We start from the raw sequence: 18,103 nt of genomic DNA on the forward strand, positions 1-18,103 counted from the left end.
GACTGGCGTGACGGTGGTGACGGCGGACGTGGTGCGGGCCATGGCGGACGTGGCGCGGGTGTTTCGGCTGGGGAAGCCGCTTGGCCCGCCGGTTTACGCGGCGCGCGGTGAACTGGGGCTGATTTGGCGGCTCGACACCGAGGGCGGCTCCTGGGCGGTCAAGGAGTTGCTCTCGCCCGTGGACGAGGGGGTGGCGCGGGCGGACACCGCCTTTCAGCATGCCGCCGCCGACGCGGGCGTGCGCCTGCCGCGACCCGTGCTCACCTCGGAGGGCGATGTGCTGCTGCGGGGGAGGTTCCGGGTGTACGAGTGGGTCGACCTGGTGGTCGGCGAGCAGGTCACCGGGGCGGAGTTGGGGGCCGTGACGGCTCGGCTGCATCGCGTCGGGCACCCGGCCTCGGGGACGGTGCTGCCATGGTTCTCCGAGCCTGTCGGACGTGCCGGGTGGCAGGCGCTGCTGGCGGCCGGAGGGGAGTGGGAGCAGGCGCTCGGACGGGTGCTGCCCGAGCTGATCGCGCTGGACGATCTGGTCGTCGCGCCCGATGGAGGGCACGTCACGACCTGCCACTGTGATGTCGGCGTCGGGAACGTACGGCGCGCCGCCGACGGCGGGGTGATCGTGTTGGACTGGGAGAACTGCGGGCCCGCGCGGCCGGGGTGGGAACTGGCGAAGATCCTCCTCGATCTTCCGCAGGACGAGGCGGTGGCCGCCTACTCGGCCTATCGGGCATCGGGTGGTCCCGAGGTGATCTCCGGGCCGGGTGACTTCTCCATGGCGATCGCCGAGCATGGGCATCTGCTGGAGTTCTACGCCAGGCGGGCGCTGTCGGAGCAGGAGTCCCCGGACAACCGGGCCAGGGCTCGCGACCGAGTGAGCACGATGCTGAGCCGGCCACTGACCACCAAAAAGATCGACACTCTTCTCGCGGCCCTACGACGCCCTTAGCAGGCTCCCCGTCCGAACGCAGGCGGCCTCAATCGTGGCGATGGACGTGTCTTGCGCGCGGACGCCAAGTTCATGCCAACCGGTACCCGTAATGTCAACGATCATGTCATATCCGCCTCAAGGACCGGGAGGCTCCGTCACCCCGCACTCCTCGATGGGCGGTCCGCACCAGCACCGTCGACCCGCGCCAGGCCGGCCTCACCACGGTCCGCCTCATGGGCCGCCGCCGGGCCCGCCCCACAGGCCACCCCCAGGTCCGCCTCACGGGCCGCCGCCGGGACCACCGTACGGGCCGCCGGGGATGCCGCCTCGCGGGCCGTACCCGATGCCACGGCAGAAGAAGACAGGCGTGTTCGTCGCGGTGGGGGTCGCCGTGGTGCTCTTCCTCGGAGTCGCGGCGGCGGGCGTGTTCGCGCTGCTCCCCGACGGCAACGGCGCGGGCATCGCGGCCGTCGCCGACGAGGCCGACGACGACGAGTCGCGCACGGACGCACGGCCGAGCGTGACGGCGAAGGCGAAGGCGAAGGTGGATCTGACCGTGTTCAAGGGAGAGCACATCTGCTCTGCCCTGGCGCCTGAGACGCTGAAGAAGCTCGTCCCCGAGGCGGAGGAGAACCCGGCAGACGGCACTTTCGGCCCCATCAAGACCGCGAAGTGCGAATGGAAGTCTGGGGACCAGGCGAATCAGCGGACCGAGCGCAACCGTATGCTCAACGTGGAGTTGACCACGACCATCCGCGGGGAGGACGGCCCGGAGGAGGACTTCGCCCGGGACCGGGAGGTCGCCGAGGAGGCGTCGGGAAAGACCATCAGGGGCGGATTCACCTACGACGAACTGAGGGACGTGCCGGGAATCGGCGAGGCCGCCTTCGCCAACACGTTCGCCGAAAGCGGGGCTGACCGGCTCAGCAACGGCGCGGAGATGACCGTCCGCGTCGCCGGCGGCGTGGTAACCGTCCTGTACCTCGGCCATGACCAGACGGGCGGCGTGTTCGGCAAGCGCTCTGCCGTCTCCTCCGACACGATGATGAACGGAGCCAAGAGCGCGGCGAAAGAGATCGTCGCCGTGCTCGCGAAGAAGCCCGTCGAGGCGCGTGTGGCCGAGCGGCTCACCGGTGACATCCGCGGACAGGACCTGTGCAAGGTGGTACCGCGACAACTCATCGACAAGCACACGCCCAATCCCACCGTCGACGCGAAGAACCGGAGCAACAGCAACAGCAGGAACGGCAAGATCAAGGAGGCTTCCTGCTCCTGGTCGGGACGCCCGGTCCCGGGCCAGGAGGGGCCCACGTACCTGTTCAGCCGCCTGAACGTCCTGGTGAGCACGGTGGAGAAGCAGCCCGGCGCCGCGTTCGCGGGGGAGAAGAAGGCGGCCCAGTACCAGCCGTCCAACCCCACCGGAGGGGTTCGGGAAGGGCCGGTCAAGAACGTTTCCGGCCTCGGTGAGGCCGCCTTCTCCCAGGCCGTTGAGACAAAGCTGGGGGAGCAGCATTCACGGACCGGCCAGGTGTGGTTCCTCACGGGCAAGCGGATCGTCCAGGTCCGCTACGAGGGTTCCAAGGCGCTGAGGACGCCCGGCGCGGCGCTCAGCACGACGCCCCTGGAGGAGAGAGTGGTGTCCGCCGCCGCCAAGACGATCGCCGAGGGCCTTTCCGCACGCATCGCCGGGGACTGAGACGAGCACCTCCTCCAGGGGTGACGCCAGTGCCGGTGACGCCCCGAGCGCCGTTCTTCTCATAGCTGGAAGCGGCCGTACGCGGGCCGGCCTTGGTGAATTTCGTCATGGGGCCCTCCTTTATGGATCACGAAAAGAGGGCCCCGCTTTTCCGGGCGCGGGCGGCTTACGAGGGCCACCAAGGACTGCGGACGCGGATGGCGGCCTGACCGCGAGAGACGAGGCCCACGTAATTCTTGCCGGGGTACCACGGCCTCGTGGCGATCTGGTCGAAGCCGGGAATGCTCTCCATGTGCTGGACCATCCGCCGCCGCATGGCGGCGTCCGGCATCGGGCCGCGCATGGCCGCGGCGTTCTCCTCCGCGTGGTCGGGGTTGGAGGTGGCGGGAAGCGCGCAGGTGACCGCCGGATTCGAGATCACCCATTTCAGGAAGTACTGCGACCAGGTGTCGATCCCGAGTTCCTTGGCGAACGCGGGCAGCGGCCGCCCTTCGACGACCTGGTTCAGCCGCGCCTTCTCCAGGGGCATGTTCACGAGCACGGCGGTCCCCTTCTCGGCCGCCGCGGGGAGAACCCGTTCCTCGGCCGCGCGGGTGTGGATCGAGTAGTGCACCTGGACGAAGTCGAGCTCGGCCCGCTCCACCCAGCTCGCCAGGATGGGGAAGTAGGGCGGTTCGTGGTGGGTGACACCGAGATGCCGGATGCGTCCCTCCTTCTTCCATGCGTGCAGAAGGGGCACGATCACGTCCACGTTCACGAGGCTGTGGCACTGCATCAGATCCACCGGCCGCTTCAGCGACATGCGCTCGACCGTGCGCCGCAGGCTCGCGGCGGCGTCCCCGTCGTCCCACAGATAATCGCCGGTGGACCAGATCTTGCTTGCCAGGAACAGCTTGTCGTCGATGCGCAGCTCGCGGACGATCCGGCCGAGGTTCGCCTCCGACGCGCCGTAAAGCGGCGAGCAGTCGAACACCCTGCCGCCCGCCCGCCAGTGGCGCCTGACCACTTCCCGCAGGCGATCGCGCTGCAGCTCCGCGGTGGTGTCGAAGGCCATGAACGTGCCGAGCCCGATCGCCGGCACCCGCTGCTTGCTCTTCGGTACCGTCCGCGTCACCAATTCGTCGGGTGCGCCTGCCGCTTCGGCGGGCACGCCCGCCATGCCCACGCCGAGCGCGCCGAGCCCGCCGGCCACCATCATCTGCCGCCGCGAGGGCGTCCATTCAGTCGTCATACGGAGATGCTTCCTTGGCCGGACGCCAAAAGGCCAAGTCCGGTCAGGACGGGTGACATACCTCGCGGGTATGCCACCGGGTGGAGGACCGAACCGGGCGCTGCCGAGGCCGGGGCGCGGGACAAGAGCGCGCCCTGGAAAGAGCAGGCCGATGGAATCAGTGAGCAGCGGGCGCGCGCAAGGCGGTATCCGGCCCGCCCGAGCGGCCGTTACATCAGGTTCACCTGGTGATGGATACCTTGCCGGTATGCCGGTTGATCTGCGCCTGATGCGGTACGTGATCGCGGTCGCGGAGGAGGGCAGCTTCGAGGCCGCCGCCGAGCGGTTGCACATGACCCAGCCGCCGCTCAGCCGCCAGATCCGCGACCTGGAGCGCGAGCTGGGCGTGAACCTCTTCCACCGCCGCCCCACCCGGCTCACCGAGGCGGGCCGGGTGTTCGTGGACGCGGCCCGGCGGGTGCTGGCCGAGGCCGAGCAGGCCGTCGAACACACCCGCAAGGCGGCCGGGGTCGACCACGGCGCGGTGCGGATCGGCTACACGGTGACGGCGGCCTTCGACGAGATGCCCAAGCTGTTCGCCGCGATGCGCGCCCGCCACCCCGGCATCCGCATGGAGGCCCGCGAGTCGTGGGACGCCGAGCTCACGGCGGCGGCCGGTGACGGCGAGCTGGACGTGCTGCTGGGACGGCATCTGCAGGTGCCTGCCACGTTCCTGACGGCGGTGCTGCGCAGGGAGGACTTCGTCGTGGTCGTGGGCGCGGGGCATCGGCTGGCCGGGCGGGCGCGGGTGCGGCTGCGGGACCTGCGCGGTGAGACGCTGCGTTTCTTCCCCCGCAGGTTCGCCCCGCTCTACCACGACGAGGTGCTGGGGGCGCTGCGCAGCACGGGGGAGGACTTCGACGTCTGGGAGAACCCACTGCCCGGATTGCGCAACCTCGGGGTGAGCCTGAACGACAGCGGGTTCATGCTGCTGCCGCGGTCGCTGGGCCGCCAGCTGCCCGGCGGGATCGCCTACCTGCCGATCGTGGACGAACTGCCGCCGATCGAGCTGCGGCTGTCCTGGGAGCGCAACCCGTCGCCCGCGGCCACCGCCCTGGTGCGGACGGCCCGCAGGCTCGCCCGCAGGGAAGGCTGGAGCCAGGATTGACCAGGGCCCAGGGCTCAGCGCCGTCGGTAGCTCTGGCCATGCGCGGATAGTTCGCCAGGTTCCTGCTAGTGTGCGGCGAATGAGCGGACGTGGAGTTCTTGTCACGGGTGCGTCGCGGGGCATCGGCCGCGCCATCGCCTCGGCCTTCGCGGCCCAGGGCGACCGGGTCGTGATCCACCACCGCGACTCGGCCAAGGAGGCCGCGAGCCTGCTCGACGAGCTGCCCGGTCAGGGCCACGTCATCGTCCAGGCCGACCTGGCCGACCCCGGCGCGGTCCTGCGCATGACCGACGTGGCCGCCCAGGCGCTCGGCGGGATCGACGTGCTGGTCAACAACGCGGGCGTCTTCCTCCACCACCCCGTCACCGAGACCTCCTACGAGGAGTGGCAGGCCGCCTGGCGGCGCACGCTGGAGGTCAACCTGGTGGGCCCCGCCAACGTCATCTGGTGCGCGCTCAAGCACATGCCCTCGGGCGGCAGAATCGTCAACGTCTCCTCACGCGGCGCCTTCCGCGGCGAGCCCGACGGCCCCGCCTACGGCGCGAGCAAGGCCGGGCTGAACGCGCTGGGCCAGTCGCTGGCCATCGCGCTGGCCCCGCACGGCGTCGCCGTGGCCACCGTGGCGCCGGGCTTCGTCGAGACCGACATGACCAACGAGCACCTCAAAGCGCCGCGTGGTGACGCGATCCGGGCGCAGAGCCCGTTCGGCCGGGTGGCGCGGCCGGAGGAGATCGCGGCGGCCGTGGTGTACCTGGCCTCATCGGCCGCCGAATGGGCCAGCGGCGCCGTACTCGACCTGAACGGCGCCTCCTACCTGCGCTGACCTGCCCCGAGCGAGGAGGCCCGATCAGGTCTGGGAAAGCCGGCGCTCCAGCAGCACCGCTCCCCGGCCCGCCAGCAGCGAGGCGCACCACTCCCGCAGGTCCTGCGGCTTGGGCCCGCTCGCCGCGCCCCCCTCCAGCAGTTCGGCCCAGTCCAGCAGCGACTCGGCGAGCATGAGCGGCACCCCGCGCCGCTCGTGCACCTCGGCGGCGGCCTCGAAGTGTTCGGCGGCCCGCTGCGGGTCGCCCGTCGCCACGCTCAGGTGGGCCAGGTAGTGGTGGCCGCACGGGTGGCACACCGTGCCGTGCCCGAACGTCTCGCCGTCGCCGGACAACCAGTCGTAGAGCTGCTCGGCCAGCTCGGTGCGGCCCAGCCGCGAGGCGGCCACGGACAGGTTGTCAAGGGCGGGCCGGTGCGCCATGTTCCGCGGCGGCGCCGCCCCGTGCTCGGCCAGGATGCGGTCGAGCGCCGGCCCCGCCTCCTCGTCACCCAGCTCGCACAGGAAGCGCAGCACCGCGTGCACCGGATCGACCCTCGGCGCCTGGGCGGCGCGGCGCATCCGGTCGCGCAGCTCCCACAGACGGCCCTGCAGCCGCCTGATCTCCCCGATCTGCTCGGAGAAGATGGCCACGGCCTCCAGTCGGCGGCCGATGTCGGTGCCGAGCCGCAGGGCCGACTGCGCCTCCGACTCGGCCTGCGCCAGGTCGCCCTGCATCAGCGTCAGACCGGCCTTGGAGTAGCCGATCAGCCAGTTGAGATGCGGCTGGGCCAGCCGGCGGGCCAGCTCGTCGGCCTGGTCGAGCAGCGACGCGGCCTTGGCCATGTCGCCGCTGTCGAGGACCGGGGGAGTGCGCTGCACGAAGGCGTGGAACAGCGCCAGGTCGTCGCCGGTGCGCCGGGCGGCCTCCAGCATCTCGTCGCCGTCGCGGTGGCGCTGGTGCAGCGGGTCGGCCGGGATGATGGTCAGGCTGCGCATGCCCAGCACGCCGGCCAGCGTGCGCGGGTCGCCGGCCTTGCGGGCCAGGGCCACGGCCTCGTCGCTGAGGGCGAAGCGCCGCTCGCCGTCGCGCGCCCAGATGAGCTCGGAGGCGAGCTGGGCCGCCAGCAGCGCCCTGGTGCTCACGTCGGTGGAGTCGACGACCTTGCGGGCCTCGGTCAGCAGCGCGATGCGCTGCGTGTCGGGCGCCGCGGAGATGTGGGTGAAGCCGCGGTCGCCGCCGAGCGCCGCCGTGACGATGAGGTCGCCCCGGTCGCACTCCCTGGCCAGGTCGGCCGCGCGTGACAGGGTCGGCCTGGCCTCCGGGTGCCCGGCCAGCCACATCGCCCTGCCGCACTCCACCATCAGCTCCGCGCGGCGCTCCAGGCTCGCGCCCGGGAAGCCCTCCAGCAGGTCGAGCGCCCGCTGGTACCAGGTCACGGCCTCGCGGTGGGCCAGCCCGGCCAGCGCGTGCTGCGCCGCGCGCACCGCGGCGTCGGCCGCCGCGCTCACCCTGACCGGGTCGTGGCCGTGCTCGGCGGCGGCCACCAGGTGGCTGGCCACGACGTACGGCCGCGACTCCATCGCCTTCGGATCCGTCCGGCACAGCGCGTCGGCCACCCGCCCGTGCAGCAGACCGGCGCGCGGCGCCGACAACGAGGCGTACAGGGCGTTCCTGGTCAGCTCGTGGGAGAACTGGCACGACCCTCGGGCCGACATGGTCACCAGGCCCGCGGCCATCGCCTCCTCGACCGCGGCCACGAAGCGGGCCTCGTCGATGCCGAGCCCGGCGCGCAGCTCCGCCGACTCCATCCGCTCGCCGACGGCCAGCAGGTTGACCAGGTCGCGGGCGTCCTGGTGGAGCTGTGCCAGCCTGGCCATGACCATCCTGGTGACCGAGTCGGGCACGGCCAGCGCGTCGAGGTCCTTGCCCGCGGTCATCTCCCTGACCACCTCGGTGATCAGGAACGCGTTGCCGCCCGTGACGCGGTGCAGCAGCGCGGCGTCGCCGCCGCCGCGCACCTCCGCCAGCGTGTGGGTGACCTCGTCGAGCCCGAACGAGGGCACCTGGATGACCCGGCCGCCCGCGGTCAGCTTGTGCAGCTCGGGAATGGCCGAGTCGGCCGGCACCGGCCGCGAGGTGGCCAGGACCAGCATCGGCAGGGAGTCGGCGTCCCACATGAGGGCGTTGAGCATCTGCAGCGACTCCAGCGTCGCCCACTGCAGGTCGTCGATCACCAGCAGCACGGGCCGCACCGTGGCCAGGCGCTCGATCAGCGTGCGGGCCGCGGCCATCAGGTGGTAGCGCTCAGAGACCGGCTCGGTGGCGGGCGGCACCTGCAGCGACAGCGGCGGCGCGGCCAGCGAGGGCGCCAGCCGGACGAGCTGGCCGCACTGCTGGTCGATCCCGGCGCGCAGCAGCAGCGCGGGCGAGGTGCGGGCCAGCCGCTCCACCGCGCCCGCGATCGGCTCGTACGCCTGCCGCGCCGGATCGGTGCACCGCCCCGCCAGCACCGTGAACTGCCGCTTGAGCGCCCGCCCCGCCACCACCGAGGCCAGCCGCGTCTTGCCGACCCCCGGCTCGCCCTGCAGGATCACCAGGCCGCTGCCGAACTCGGCCGCGGCCAGCTTCTCTTCCAGCGCCCGCAGCTCCTGGTCGCGGCCGACGAACGGCAGCACGTGCCCGTTGTCCAGCCACGTGGGCAGGCCGCCGCTCTGGTGGTGGTCGGCCGCCTGCCAGTGCAGCTCGTAGGTGTGCAGCGGCTCGCGCAGCCCCTTGCCCGGCAGCCGCCCCAGGTCCTTGAACTCGTGCCTGCTGCGGCCCTGCGCCAGCCGGCGCACCAGATCGGTGCACAGCACCTGGCCGCCCTCCGCCACGGCGACCAGGCGGGCCGCCTCCACCGTGGGCAGCCCGCTGACGTCGTCGCGGCCCCAGGCCACGTCGCCGGCCGCGAGCGCGGCCCTGATGGAGATCTTCTCCATGGCCCGCTCGTTCTCGTCGGCCACCGCCTGCTCGACCGCGATGATCGCGTCGAGCCCCGCCGTGGCCGAGTCGAACACGGCCATCAGCCCGTCGCCCAGGCTCTTGGTGAACGTCGAGCCGTTCGCCGTCACCACCGAGCTCAGCAACTGGTAGAGGCGGCGGAAGACGACGTTGGCCCGCTCCTCGCCGAGCCTGATCCGCAGCGCGGTGGAGCTGACCACGTCGGTGAACAGGATGGTCGCCGTGGTCAGCGTGCCTGGCGGGTGCGGACCGGTCACGTGCGCAGCCCCTTCAACCCCTGCGCGGGCGCTCGAAGCCTGCGCCGGACGGCACGGCGGACCGCGCGGGTCCGCACCGCGGGCTTCGACTGCCTGATCCGCCAGGCGCGGGCCAGTTCGTCGGGGATCCTGAAGGCCGCCTGCCCGTCGGAGTGGCGGTCGATCAGGGCGACCACGATGTGCCGCCCGGCCCTGCGTACCAACCAGCGAACCACGCCGTCGAGCGGTCCGGCCAGCCACGAGTGCCGGTGAGCGGCACGCGCCAGCGAGAACAGCGAGGTGAACCACCAGGCCGCCGGCGGCACACCGAGCAGCTCGGGCACCCGGTCGGCGCCGTGGGCGGCGTCGCGGAAGACCCAGTGCACCAGGCTGCGCGGCAGCTTGCGCCACCCCAGGTGCATGAACTCCTCCATCTCCTCCAGCAGCCGGGCCATCAACCGGCGGCCCTCGTCGCTGGATTCGTACAGGCGGCCCAGGCGCCGGCTGACCGGCTCGACGTCGGAGAGCGTGAGGGGCCCGTCGCGGCAGGCGTCGACGCCCATCAGATGGCCGAACACGCTCCAGGTGTAGAGGTGGGCTTCGCGCTGCTCGTCGGACAGCACCACGCCCATGCTCTCAAGAGCCTCCCACGTCACGACGGAGAAGTCGAAGATGGTGGCCAGCAGGAGCTCCTGATTGACCGGGGGTCCGAACCGCTCGGTGTCCCAATGGTCGCCGAACCGCTCGTTGACTAACGCGCGCACGAACGAGTGCAGGATCCGCAGCCCGATCGCCGTGGTGTGGCCGGGCCGCCCCGGCTGGAGGCTGTCGGTGGCCTTCAGGCCCATGACGTCGACCAGCATCTGCCCGGTCTCGGCCACCCTGCGGGTGAGACTGTGGGTGGCCAGGTTGGAGACGCCGGCCAGCACCTTGGCGCTGGAGACCTCCACGTACGCCATCGGCAGGCACTTGCAGAACAGCGCGGCCGACTGGTAGAGCCCGTAGTCGGCGAACACGGCCTGCCCCTTGGCCAGCATCTCCCTGTCGTCGCCCCACTCGGGCAGCTCCTTGGCGAAGTCGAGGGCGTCGAAGACGGCCGAGGCGGGCGGCTCGCCGGAGGGCGACCTGGCCTCCCGCTTGGCCCGCCCCAGCTCCTCGGTCACCGCTTTGACCAGCTCCAGCGGGCCCATGCCCGGAGGCTGGGCGTCCAGATAGCCGGCCACCACCTTGTCGATGTCGGGATCGGCCTGCTGCCGCAACTGCCGGAAGCGCTCCTCCGGCCAGCGTTCGTCGGCGAGTCGTTCATTCATGTGTGCCCCGTGTCGTGAGATTCGGTCAGAGCCCGCCCCGTCTGCGCAGGGCGGTGACGTCCAGCAGGGTGATGGTGCGGCCCTGGACCGTGATGAGGTTCCGCGCCACCAGGGACTGCAGGGCCCGGTTCACCGCCGGGCGCGAGGCGCCGATCAGCGCGGCGAGGTCGGACTGGGTCAGCCCGGGCAGGTCCACCACCCCGTCGGACTGGCCGTGCCTGTCGGCCAGCTGCAGCAGCAGCTTGGCCAGCCGCCCGCCCAGATCGAGGAAGGCCAGGTCGGCCGCCTGGTCGGTGAGCCTGCGCACCATGTGGCCGAGCATGCGCAGGAACTCGTCGGCCAGCCCCGGGTGCTCCCGCATCAGCTCCAGCAGCCGCGCCCTGGGCAGCGAGAACACCCAGGCGGGCCGCACGGTGACGATCGAGGCCGAGCGCGGCGAGCCGTCCAGCAGCGCCATCTCGCCGAAGGTGTCGCCCCTGCCGAGCATGTTGAGGACGATCTCGTCGCCGTTCTCGGTGGTGAACACCACCTTGACCAGGCCGTCCAGCAGCACGTACAGAGACTCTCCAGGGTCCCCCTGATGGATGATGATCTGCCCGGACCGGTATCTGCGCGCCATCCCGGCCCGCGCGGTGCTCTGAATGCCGCTCTCTCCGAGTACGCGGAACAACGGGATCTGCGCCAGCACTTCGGCGACCGGCTGGACGTCGTATGGAACCCCGCTGCGCCCGCTCATGCAAGAACTCTAGGCCGCGATCCCGGCCTGAGCAGCACGAGGTAATGGATCTCCCGATTGTGACGCAGAACACACTCGCACTGTGACAAGCGCGACAGACTGCGCCGATCACGGCGAGCACCGTTGGGGTGCCGGCCGGTAACGGAGACCTCCTTGAAGAAACGCGGACCGGCAGGGAGATCGACATGCACGTGGAGACCATCGAACGCCCCGACACCGCCACCCTGGTCTCGGCCGCCCAGGAGGGCGACGCCGAGGCGTGGGAGCGGCTGATCGAGGAGTTCAGCCCCATGCTGAAGGCGCGCATCCGCAGGTTCAGGCTGAGCCATGAGGACGCCCAGGACGTACTCCAGACGACCTGGCTCCTGGCCTGGCAGAACCTCAGAAGCGTCGAGGACGGCCAGCGGATGGCCGGCTGGCTGGCCACCATCGCCTTCCGCGAATGTCTGAAGCTCACCAAACGCACGAAGGAGATCTGCACGCCGGACCTCGACTCGCTGGGCAGCACGGACGACGTGGACAGGGAACTGGCCAGGATCTGGCTGGCCACCACGCTGGCGGAGCTGGTCGAGGAGCTGCCGACAGCGCAGCGGGTGCTGTTCAGAGCGCTCACGGAAACCTCCGAGCCCCACTACGTGGACGTGGCACGCAGGCTGGGCAGGCCGGTCGGGAGCATCGGGCCCACCCGCGCCCGCTGTTTCGCGAAGCTACGCGGGCTTCTTCAAGCCCGCGAGATCACCAGGGACTTCCTGGACTGACCGGTCAGGGCTTCGCCATCGGATCAAGCTGGATCGCCTCCAGGAAGGGTTCGAAGTCGAAGTGCGCCATCTCGTGGGCGTCAGGGTCGGTCTCGGTCGGGTAGGAGTAGTAGCGCTTGCGGCCACGACGGCGTAGCCCTGGCTCTGCCCTGGTGGAGAACCTGTCGCTGATGGCCTCGGGCACCAGGCCCCGCGTCATCTCCTCGGCCAGGCCCTCGGCGACGTCCTTGGCGAAGGGCACGTCGTAGAGCGCGGCCACGTTGTGGTAGACGCGGAAGTAGCTGACGATGAAACGCATGCGGTCGCGGTAGGACACCCAGTCGCGCACACCGGCCGTGGAGGCCTCCTGGTCCTCGGTGATGAACTCCTCGGCCAGCTTGCGCACGCGCTCGTTCTGGATCGGCGCCCACACCTCGGCCAGGTCGACGCCGTCGGGCGCGGTGAGCGGCCTGCCGACCTTGATGTCACTGAGCGGGGTCGCCACGGCGAACAGGTGGCGGGTGTAGAGCGAGGACCACGCGGCCTCCAGCTTGCGCGTCAGCCACGGCTGGTCGTCGTGCCGCGCGCTGTAGAGGCGGAAGCGGGCGAACGGCTTCCTGGTCACCAGCGAGCGCAGCGACCGCCACGACACCCGCGTCAGCCACCGGACCGGCCGGTAGAGCACTAACTCCAGCGCCGCCTGCGCGCGGGCCTGCTCGTAGGCCGACAGTGCGACGGCGGCCCCGAACATCAGCTCGCCCCGCTCCTCGGGGTCGGTGGCCCGCGCGCCCTCCACCAGGAGCTCGGCGGCCTCCTTCAGGTAGCGCGAATCGGCCGGCGAGAGCAGATCGGCCAGGAACTCCGGCGGCTGCGGCGTCAGGTCCGAATCCGGGCTCACCTTCAAGAAGCGATCAGGCGTGTCGTTCCACAGGTTGACGGCCAGGCTCGCGGTCTCCAGGAAGATGGCGCGGTTGGCCAGCGCGAGCCCGAGCTGGTAGCTGGGCCCGAGCAGGGTGAGCAGCGCCGCGCGGAACAACCTCCTGAACCGGGACGGCACGCGCAGCCGGCGGCCGAAGTCCTCGATGAACGGCGAGTCGGGGCCGAGGTCGAGGCTCTCCCCGATCGCTTTGGAGGTCCAGGTGGCGTAGCAGTACCAGTTGTTGGCCTCTTTGCCGAGGCGCACGGCCAGGTCGGAGGCGACACGGTGGTAGGCGTAGGCGATGACCATCGCTTCCAGGGCCGGGCTCCGGTCCTTGTACGCGGCGATGCGCAGCACATCGTCCGCGGTCATCGGAGTGTGGGACATGAGGTCTCCCGTTCGCTGATCCCTTCGCCTCACGGAGATAAGAGTGTTTCCAGCGGCGTCAGATACCAGCCGATGTCAGTTAGGGTGCGGCGGCCGGCCTTTCCCCGTGGCCGCCAGCCAGGAGCGTAGGACGCGCGACTTGCGGCGGGCTTGCAAGGCGATCATCGGCCAGGCCGGAGCCCCGTCACACGGGATTGAGCACGAGATCGTCGCGGGAGGGCATGACGGCATCCGCCGCCGCCCCGAGCGGGTCGCCCGGGGCGGCGCACCTCATTCCTCGACCAGGATCTTGCTGATGACCACGAATCCGCCGAGCGCTCCCAAGGTGCCGGCGGCGGTCATGGTGGTGAGGTTGACGACCAGGTCATAAGTGCCGGGGGTGAGCTGCCCGCGCATGGGGACAGAGGCCGTATATCGCCCCGAGCCAGGTGTGAAGGTCATCTCCACCGGTGGAGAGGGATGGCGCGACTCACCGCCTCCCAGCAGGTCGGCGATGATCTCCAACTGCCACCGCCCGGCCAGCCAGTCGACGAGTTCGCCGGTGACCTCCCAGCTCACGTCCACCGTCCAACCCTCGCTCTGCCGCACGACATTGGTGGGTTGGGCACCCGGGTCGACAACCTGGCCGTGGAGAACACCGGCCAACTGCTCGGCCGGCACCTTCATCACCTGGAATTCCCCGCTAGCCATCTCGCTCCTCTTCTCGTGGGAACTGGTCCCGTGTGAAGGTGCAGAGCGGAGACAGCGGCGGCTAAATACGAGTCCTTTCTGCCTCAAATGCCGGACTTTTTCGGTCAGGCCCGAGTTCCGCTAACGCAACCGGACGGCGTCGGGGCCGAGCTCGGCGACACCTGCGACGCCCAGCAGTTGCAGGGTGCGTACGAGCTCGGCCCGCAGCAGCTCCAGCACCCGCCGCACACCCGGCTCGCCACCGGCCATCAGGCCATACAGGTAGGCCCGGCCGACGAAGCACGCCCTGGCGCCGAGCGCGAGCGCGGCGGCGATGTCGGCCCCGGTGCGGACGCCGCCGTCGAGGAAGACCTCCGTGCGCTCACCCACCGCCGCCACCACGTCGGGCAGCAGCTCCAGCGGCGTGGGGGCGCGGTCGAGCTGCCGCCCGCCATGGTTGGACACCACCAGGCCGTCGACCCCGGCCGAGGCCAGCTCCTTGGCGTCGTCGACCCGCTGCACCCCCTTGACCAGCAGCCGGCCCTGCCACGCCGACCTGATCCACTCCAGGTCGGCCATGGTCACCGACGGGTCGAACATCATGTTGGTGATCCCGGCCAGGTCGTCGGGCGCGCCGTCGACGGTGGCGAACCTGAGCGGCTCGCCGGTCAGGAAGTCGAACCACCAGGCCGGATGTCGCACCGCCTGCAGCACGCTGCGCCAGCGCAGCGACGGCGGGACCGTCAGGCCGTGCCGCACGTCGCGCAGCCGGGCCCCGGCCACCGGCACGTCCACGGTCACCACCAGCACGTCCATGCCCGCCTCGCGCGCCAGGGCGAGCGTCTCCAGGGTGCGGGCGCGGTCGCGGACCACATACAGCTGGAACCAGTTCCACCCGCCTGGCGCGGCGGCGGCCACGTCGGCGGCCGTCGTGGTGCCCATCGTCGACAGCGTGTACGGCACCCCCGCCTGTTCGGCCGCCCGCGCCACCGCACGCTCACCCGCGCGGTGCATCATCCGGGTGAACCCCGTCGGACCGAGCACGACCGGCATGGCGATGCGCCGGCCCAGGATCTCGACGGCGGTCGCCGCCTCGGAGACGTCACGCAGGACATGAGGACGGAACTCGACCCGCTGGAACGCCTCGACCGCCCTGGCCATCGACCGTTCGCCCTCGGCGGCGCCGTCGACGTAGTCGAAGACCATGCGCGGGGCGCGCCTGCTGGCCAGCAGCCGCAGATCGGCGACGTCGGCCGCGGCCGCGACCCGGGCCGCCCTGGACAGGCGGGGCCGCTGGGGCATGACCGCCCGCAGCTCCCGCCATCGGGGCAGGCGCCGGGGGTCCTCTGCCGGTGTGCCGATGCCAAGGACGCTATCAAAGTACGGTGGAAGGGTGATCGCCGACTTCGTCCCGCTCGTGGGAGACTCGCCGGCCGCCCGCGCCACCGCCGCCGAGCTCGTCGCCCGCTGGTCGCAGCCGCACCGCCGCTACCACGACCGCGCCCACCTGGCCGCCGTGCTCACCGCCGTCGACACCCTCGCCGACCAGGCCCGCGACGCCGTCGCCGTGCGCCTGGCGGCCTGGTTCCACGACGCCGTCTACGACGGGCGTCCGGGCTGGGACGAGGAACGCAGCGCCCAGCTCGCCCAGTCGCGGCTGCACCGCTGCGGGGTGCCCGCCCGCAGGATCGCCGAGGTGGCCCGGCTGGTCCGCCTCACCGCCGCCCACGACACGCCGGCCGACGACGACCCCGACGGCGCCGTCCTGTGCGACGCCGACCTGGCCGTCCTGGGCAGCCCCGGATACGACGCCTACGCCGCCGCCATCAGGCAGGAGTACGCCCACATACCAGACGAGCTGTTCACGAAGGGCCGCGCCGAGGTGCTGGCCCGCCTGCTCGCCGTCCCCCGCCTCTACCGCACGGCACACGCCCGCGACCTGTGGGAGGAGCGGGCCCGAGCCAACATGAGCGCCGAGCTAGCCGCGCTGACGGCGCCGCCGCAGCCCCGAGGCGACCAGCCTGCGTAGCAGCTCGCGCGAGGTCACCGCCTGCGCCCCCAACGCCACCGCGCGGGCGTGCACGGTCTCCGGCACGTCGTAGTGGTCGCGGTCGAACGCCCGCTCCGGCACCCCGAGCCGGACGGCGAAGGCGTGCAGCTCCTCCAGGGAGCGGTCGCTGACGAGATGCGACCACATCAGGCCGCGCGGCCCCGGCCAGTTGGGCGGGTCGATGAGAACGCTCACGCCGTCAAGGGTAGGACGCGCTTCAGGACGTCGACGGCAGGATCCTGCCGCGCACGGTCAGCTCGCCCAGGTCCGACAGCACCACGTCGGCGCCGCGGGCCCGCAGCTCCGCCGCGCCGCCGCCCTCCCTGGCCACCGCCACCACCAGCCCGAAGCCGCCCTTCCTGCCCGCCTCGATGCCCGGCAGCGCGGCGTCCACCACCGCCACCTTGGCGGCGGGCAGGCCCAGGCGGCGGGCCGCGTCCAGGAACAGGGCGGGGTCGGGCTGGCCGGGCAGGTTCAGCAGGGCCGCGTCGTTGCCGTCCAGGACCAGGTCGAACAGGTGCATGACGCCCGCGGAGCCCACCAGCCTGCGGCCGTGCATGCTGGCGGAGACCGCCGCCGTCCTGGCGCCCCTGCGGCGCAGCTCGTGCAACAGCACCACGGTGGACGGGAACGCGGCCACGCCGTACTTGTCCACCTGCGCCTTGAAGATCCGGTCCTTGGCCACGCCGAGCCCGTGCACGGTCGGCGTGCCAGGGTCGTCGTCGGGCGCGCCCTCCGGCACGGTCAGCCCGCGCGCGGCCAGGAAGGTGCGGATGCCGTCAAGTCGCGGCCGGCCGTCGACGAAACGCACGTAGTCGTCGTGGATGTCGAACGGCGCCGAGCGGCCGCGCAGGAACGCGTCGAAGACGTGCTTCCAGGCGGCCGCGTGCCCCCGAGCGGTGTCGGTGACCACGCCGTCGGAGTCGAACACGACGGCGCTGATCGTGGTCAGGTCGATGACATGCTCGTTCACACTTGTGAACGTAGCCGCTCTACCAGGCGACGGGTAGCTCCTTGACCCCGTAGACGATGGCGAGTTCCCTGAACGGCACCTCTCCGGCCACACGCAGGCCGGGGAAGCGGCGCAGCAGCGCGCGGAAGGCGATGCGCATCTCCATCTGCGCCAGCGGCGCGCCGACGCAGCGGTGGATGCCGTGCCCGAACGCCATGTGCGAGCCGGCCATCTCCCTGCCGGGACACACCTGGTCCATGTCGCCGCCCAGGGCGGGGTCGCGGTTGGCGCCGGTGAGCGAGCAGAGCACCATCTGGCCCTTCTTGATCTGCACCCCGTGCAGCTCCAGGTCCTCGCGGGCGAAGCGCGGGAAGGCCACCTGGACGACCGTCATGTAGCGCAGCAGCTCCTCGACCACGTCGTTGACGTAGTCGTCGACCTCGCGCACCTTCGCGGCCTCCTCCGGGTGCCGCAGCAGCCACAGGGTGCCCAGGGCGAGCATGCTGGTGCTCGTGTCGTGGCCGCCGGTGAGCAGGCCGTCGGCCATGCTGGCCAGCGTGCGGTCGTCGAGTTCGTCGCCGTGCTCGCGCAGCAACTGCCCGAGCAGCCCGTCGCCCGGGTTCTGCCGCTCCCTGGCCACCAGGTCGGTCAGGTACGTCATCGCGTCGTTGATCGCCTGCAGCGACGCCTCGGGGCCCGCCGTGAAGTCGAATCGGTCCTTGCTGAACCTCACGAAGTCGGAGCGGTCGTCGTAGGGGACACCGAGCAGCTCGCACACCACCAGGGACGGGATCGGCAGCGCGAACTCCTCGACCAGGTCCACCGTCCGCCCTTCACCGCCCTTGGCCTCGATCCGGTCCAGGTACTCCTCGACCATGGCCTCGATCCGCGGCTCCAGCCTGCGCAGCCGCCGCATCGTGAACTCGGGCGTCAGGTACTTGCGCAGCCGCGTGTGCTCGGGCGGGTCGCGGAAGCCGAGCCCGCCGGGGTCCTCCTGGTTCGAGCCGAGGCCGATCACGCCCGCGAAGTCGTTGCTGAAGCGTTCGTGGTCGCCCAGAACGCCTCGGACGTCGTCCCAGCGGGTGACGAGGAACACGGTCTGGTCGCCGGGGATCTCCATCGGGAAGACCGGATGCTCGGCCCGGATCCGAGCGAGCTCGCCCACGGGGTCGAAGCCGTCGCGCATGAACTGGACGAGGGGGAACTCTTCTGTGTCTGACATCGATATCCTGCCTGCTGGGATACACCACACCATGTCGGGATAAATCCCTGCATAGATGGTCCCATCCGGACAGGTGAATG

At 71.3% G+C, this 18,103-nt stretch carries 16 protein-coding genes; 6 read left to right on the plus strand and 10 right to left on the minus strand.

Annotation, left to right across the window (positions count from 1 at the left end):
• Positions 1-7: 7 nt before the first annotated feature.
• Together ACFOY2_RS19770 and ACFOY2_RS19775 are read left to right on the plus strand one after the other, a co-directional pair.
• On the plus strand, positions 8-946 hold the full coding sequence (locus ACFOY2_RS19770; RefSeq protein ID WP_379529519.1) for a phosphotransferase enzyme family protein: 939 nt from the start codon (positions 8-10) through the stop codon (positions 944-946).
• 349 nt (positions 947-1,295) lie between these two features.
• Positions 1,296-2,624, plus strand: a complete 1,329-nt coding sequence (locus ACFOY2_RS19775; protein ID WP_379529520.1) for a hypothetical protein — start codon at positions 1,296-1,298, stop codon at positions 2,622-2,624.
• Between the two features lie 166 nt (positions 2,625-2,790).
• Here the strand turns inward: ACFOY2_RS19775 and ACFOY2_RS19780 are convergent, their stop codons facing one another.
• Entirely contained in the window at positions 2,791-3,855 is a 1,065-nt protein-coding gene (locus ACFOY2_RS19780; protein WP_379529521.1) for an aldo/keto reductase, read from the minus strand.
• A gap of 247 nt (positions 3,856-4,102) precedes the next feature.
• Here ACFOY2_RS19780 and ACFOY2_RS19785 point away from each other — a divergent pair, with 247 nt between their 5' ends.
• The gene (locus ACFOY2_RS19785) at positions 4,103-5,002 is read left to right on the plus strand and encodes a LysR family transcriptional regulator (RefSeq protein WP_379529522.1); all 900 of its coding nucleotides are present in this window, start codon (positions 4,103-4,105) and stop codon (positions 5,000-5,002) included.
• A gap of 79 nt (positions 5,003-5,081) precedes the next feature.
• Positions 5,082-5,825, plus strand: a complete 744-nt coding sequence (locus tag ACFOY2_RS19790) for an SDR family NAD(P)-dependent oxidoreductase (protein WP_379529523.1) — start codon at positions 5,082-5,084, stop codon at positions 5,823-5,825.
• 24 nt (positions 5,826-5,849) lie between these two features.
• Here ACFOY2_RS19790 and ACFOY2_RS19795 read toward each other — a convergent pair whose 3' ends face one another.
• From ACFOY2_RS19795 to ACFOY2_RS19805, 3 genes are read right to left on the minus strand one after another with little or no spacing between them, the layout of a single operon-like run.
• On the minus strand, positions 5,850-9,062 hold the full coding sequence (locus tag ACFOY2_RS19795; protein WP_379529524.1) for an ATP-binding protein: 3,213 nt from the start codon (positions 9,060-9,062) through the stop codon (positions 5,850-5,852).
• Positions 9,059-10,351, minus strand: a complete 1,293-nt coding sequence (locus tag ACFOY2_RS19800) for an oxygenase MpaB family protein (RefSeq protein ID WP_379529525.1) — start codon at positions 10,349-10,351, stop codon at positions 9,059-9,061. Before ACFOY2_RS19800 ends, ACFOY2_RS19795 begins: the two co-directional genes overlap by 4 nt.
• Positions 10,352-10,376: 25 nt before the next feature.
• Positions 10,377-11,087, minus strand: a complete 711-nt coding sequence (locus ACFOY2_RS19805; RefSeq protein WP_357816143.1) for a Crp/Fnr family transcriptional regulator — start codon at positions 11,085-11,087, stop codon at positions 10,377-10,379.
• Positions 11,088-11,272: 185 nt separating this feature from the next.
• Here ACFOY2_RS19805 and ACFOY2_RS19810 point away from each other — a divergent pair, with 185 nt between their 5' ends.
• On the plus strand, positions 11,273-11,845 hold the full coding sequence (locus tag ACFOY2_RS19810) for an RNA polymerase sigma factor (protein ID WP_379529526.1): 573 nt from the start codon (positions 11,273-11,275) through the stop codon (positions 11,843-11,845).
• Positions 11,846-11,849: 4 nt separating this feature from the next.
• Here ACFOY2_RS19810 and ACFOY2_RS19815 read toward each other — a convergent pair whose 3' ends face one another.
• The 3 genes from ACFOY2_RS19815 to ACFOY2_RS19825 all read right to left on the minus strand — a co-directional run bounded on the left by ACFOY2_RS19815 (position 11,850) and on the right by ACFOY2_RS19825 (position 15,101).
• On the minus strand, positions 11,850-13,130 hold the full coding sequence (locus tag ACFOY2_RS19815) for a hypothetical protein (protein WP_379529527.1): 1,281 nt from the start codon (positions 13,128-13,130) through the stop codon (positions 11,850-11,852).
• A gap of 270 nt (positions 13,131-13,400) precedes the next feature.
• The gene (locus ACFOY2_RS19820) at positions 13,401-13,820 is read right to left on the minus strand and encodes a hypothetical protein (protein ID WP_379529528.1); all 420 of its coding nucleotides are present in this window, start codon (positions 13,818-13,820) and stop codon (positions 13,401-13,403) included.
• A 120-nt stretch (positions 13,821-13,940) separates the two neighbouring features.
• Entirely contained in the window at positions 13,941-15,101 is a 1,161-nt protein-coding gene (locus ACFOY2_RS19825; RefSeq protein ID WP_379529529.1) for an alpha-hydroxy acid oxidase, read from the minus strand.
• Positions 15,102-15,159: 58 nt separating this feature from the next.
• Here ACFOY2_RS19825 and ACFOY2_RS19830 point away from each other — a divergent pair, with 58 nt between their 5' ends.
• A complete protein-coding gene (locus ACFOY2_RS19830) occupies positions 15,160-15,828 on the plus strand; it encodes an HD domain-containing protein (protein ID WP_379529530.1) in 669 nt (222 codons plus the stop codon).
• On the opposite strand, the gene ACFOY2_RS19835 is transcribed toward ACFOY2_RS19830, so the two are convergent.
• From ACFOY2_RS19835 to ACFOY2_RS19845, 3 genes are read right to left on the minus strand one after another with little or no spacing between them, the layout of a single operon-like run.
• A complete protein-coding gene (locus tag ACFOY2_RS19835) occupies positions 15,778-16,044 on the minus strand; it encodes a DUF4031 domain-containing protein (protein ID WP_379529531.1) in 267 nt (88 codons plus the stop codon). The two genes, ACFOY2_RS19830 and ACFOY2_RS19835, sit on opposite strands and share 51 nt — an antisense overlap.
• A gap of 22 nt (positions 16,045-16,066) precedes the next feature.
• Positions 16,067-16,822 (minus strand): HAD family hydrolase, encoded by a 756-nt coding sequence (locus ACFOY2_RS19840; RefSeq protein WP_379529532.1) that lies wholly within the window; start codon positions 16,820-16,822, stop codon positions 16,067-16,069.
• Positions 16,823-16,841: 19 nt separating this feature from the next.
• Entirely contained in the window at positions 16,842-18,023 is a 1,182-nt protein-coding gene (locus ACFOY2_RS19845; protein ID WP_379529533.1) for a cytochrome P450, read from the minus strand.
• Positions 18,024-18,103 lie beyond the last annotated feature (80 nt).

It is taken from the genome of Nonomuraea purpurea, from assembly GCF_042650645.1.
In the GTDB taxonomy this organism is placed as follows: Bacteria; Actinomycetota; Actinomycetes; order Streptosporangiales; family Streptosporangiaceae; genus Nonomuraea; species Nonomuraea purpurea.

Coding starts and splice junctions, on each gene's coding strand:
- ACFOY2_RS19825 (WP_379529529.1), bottom strand. CDS start 15,101: ATGCCCCAGCGGCCCCGCCTGTCCAGGGCGGCCCGGGTCGCGGCCGCG.
- ACFOY2_RS19820 (WP_379529528.1), bottom strand. CDS start 13,820: ATGGCTAGCGGGGAATTCCAGGTGATGAAGGTGCCGGCCGAGCAGTTG.
- ACFOY2_RS19830 (WP_379529530.1), top strand. CDS start 15,160: ATGCCAAGGACGCTATCAAAGTACGGTGGAAGGGTGATCGCCGACTTC.
- ACFOY2_RS19800 (WP_379529525.1), bottom strand. CDS start 10,351: ATGAATGAACGACTCGCCGACGAACGCTGGCCGGAGGAGCGCTTCCGG.
- ACFOY2_RS19790 (WP_379529523.1), top strand. CDS start 5,082: ATGAGCGGACGTGGAGTTCTTGTCACGGGTGCGTCGCGGGGCATCGGC.
- ACFOY2_RS19780 (WP_379529521.1), bottom strand. CDS start 3,855: ATGACGACTGAATGGACGCCCTCGCGGCGGCAGATGATGGTGGCCGGC.
- ACFOY2_RS19810 (WP_379529526.1), top strand. CDS start 11,273: ATGCACGTGGAGACCATCGAACGCCCCGACACCGCCACCCTGGTCTCG.
- ACFOY2_RS19805 (WP_357816143.1), bottom strand. CDS start 11,087: ATGAGCGGGCGCAGCGGGGTTCCATACGACGTCCAGCCGGTCGCCGAA.
- ACFOY2_RS19785 (WP_379529522.1), top strand. CDS start 4,103: ATGCCGGTTGATCTGCGCCTGATGCGGTACGTGATCGCGGTCGCGGAG.
- ACFOY2_RS19815 (WP_379529527.1), bottom strand. CDS start 13,130: ATGTCCCACACTCCGATGACCGCGGACGATGTGCTGCGCATCGCCGCG.
- ACFOY2_RS19845 (WP_379529533.1), bottom strand. CDS start 18,023: ATGTCAGACACAGAAGAGTTCCCCCTCGTCCAGTTCATGCGCGACGGC.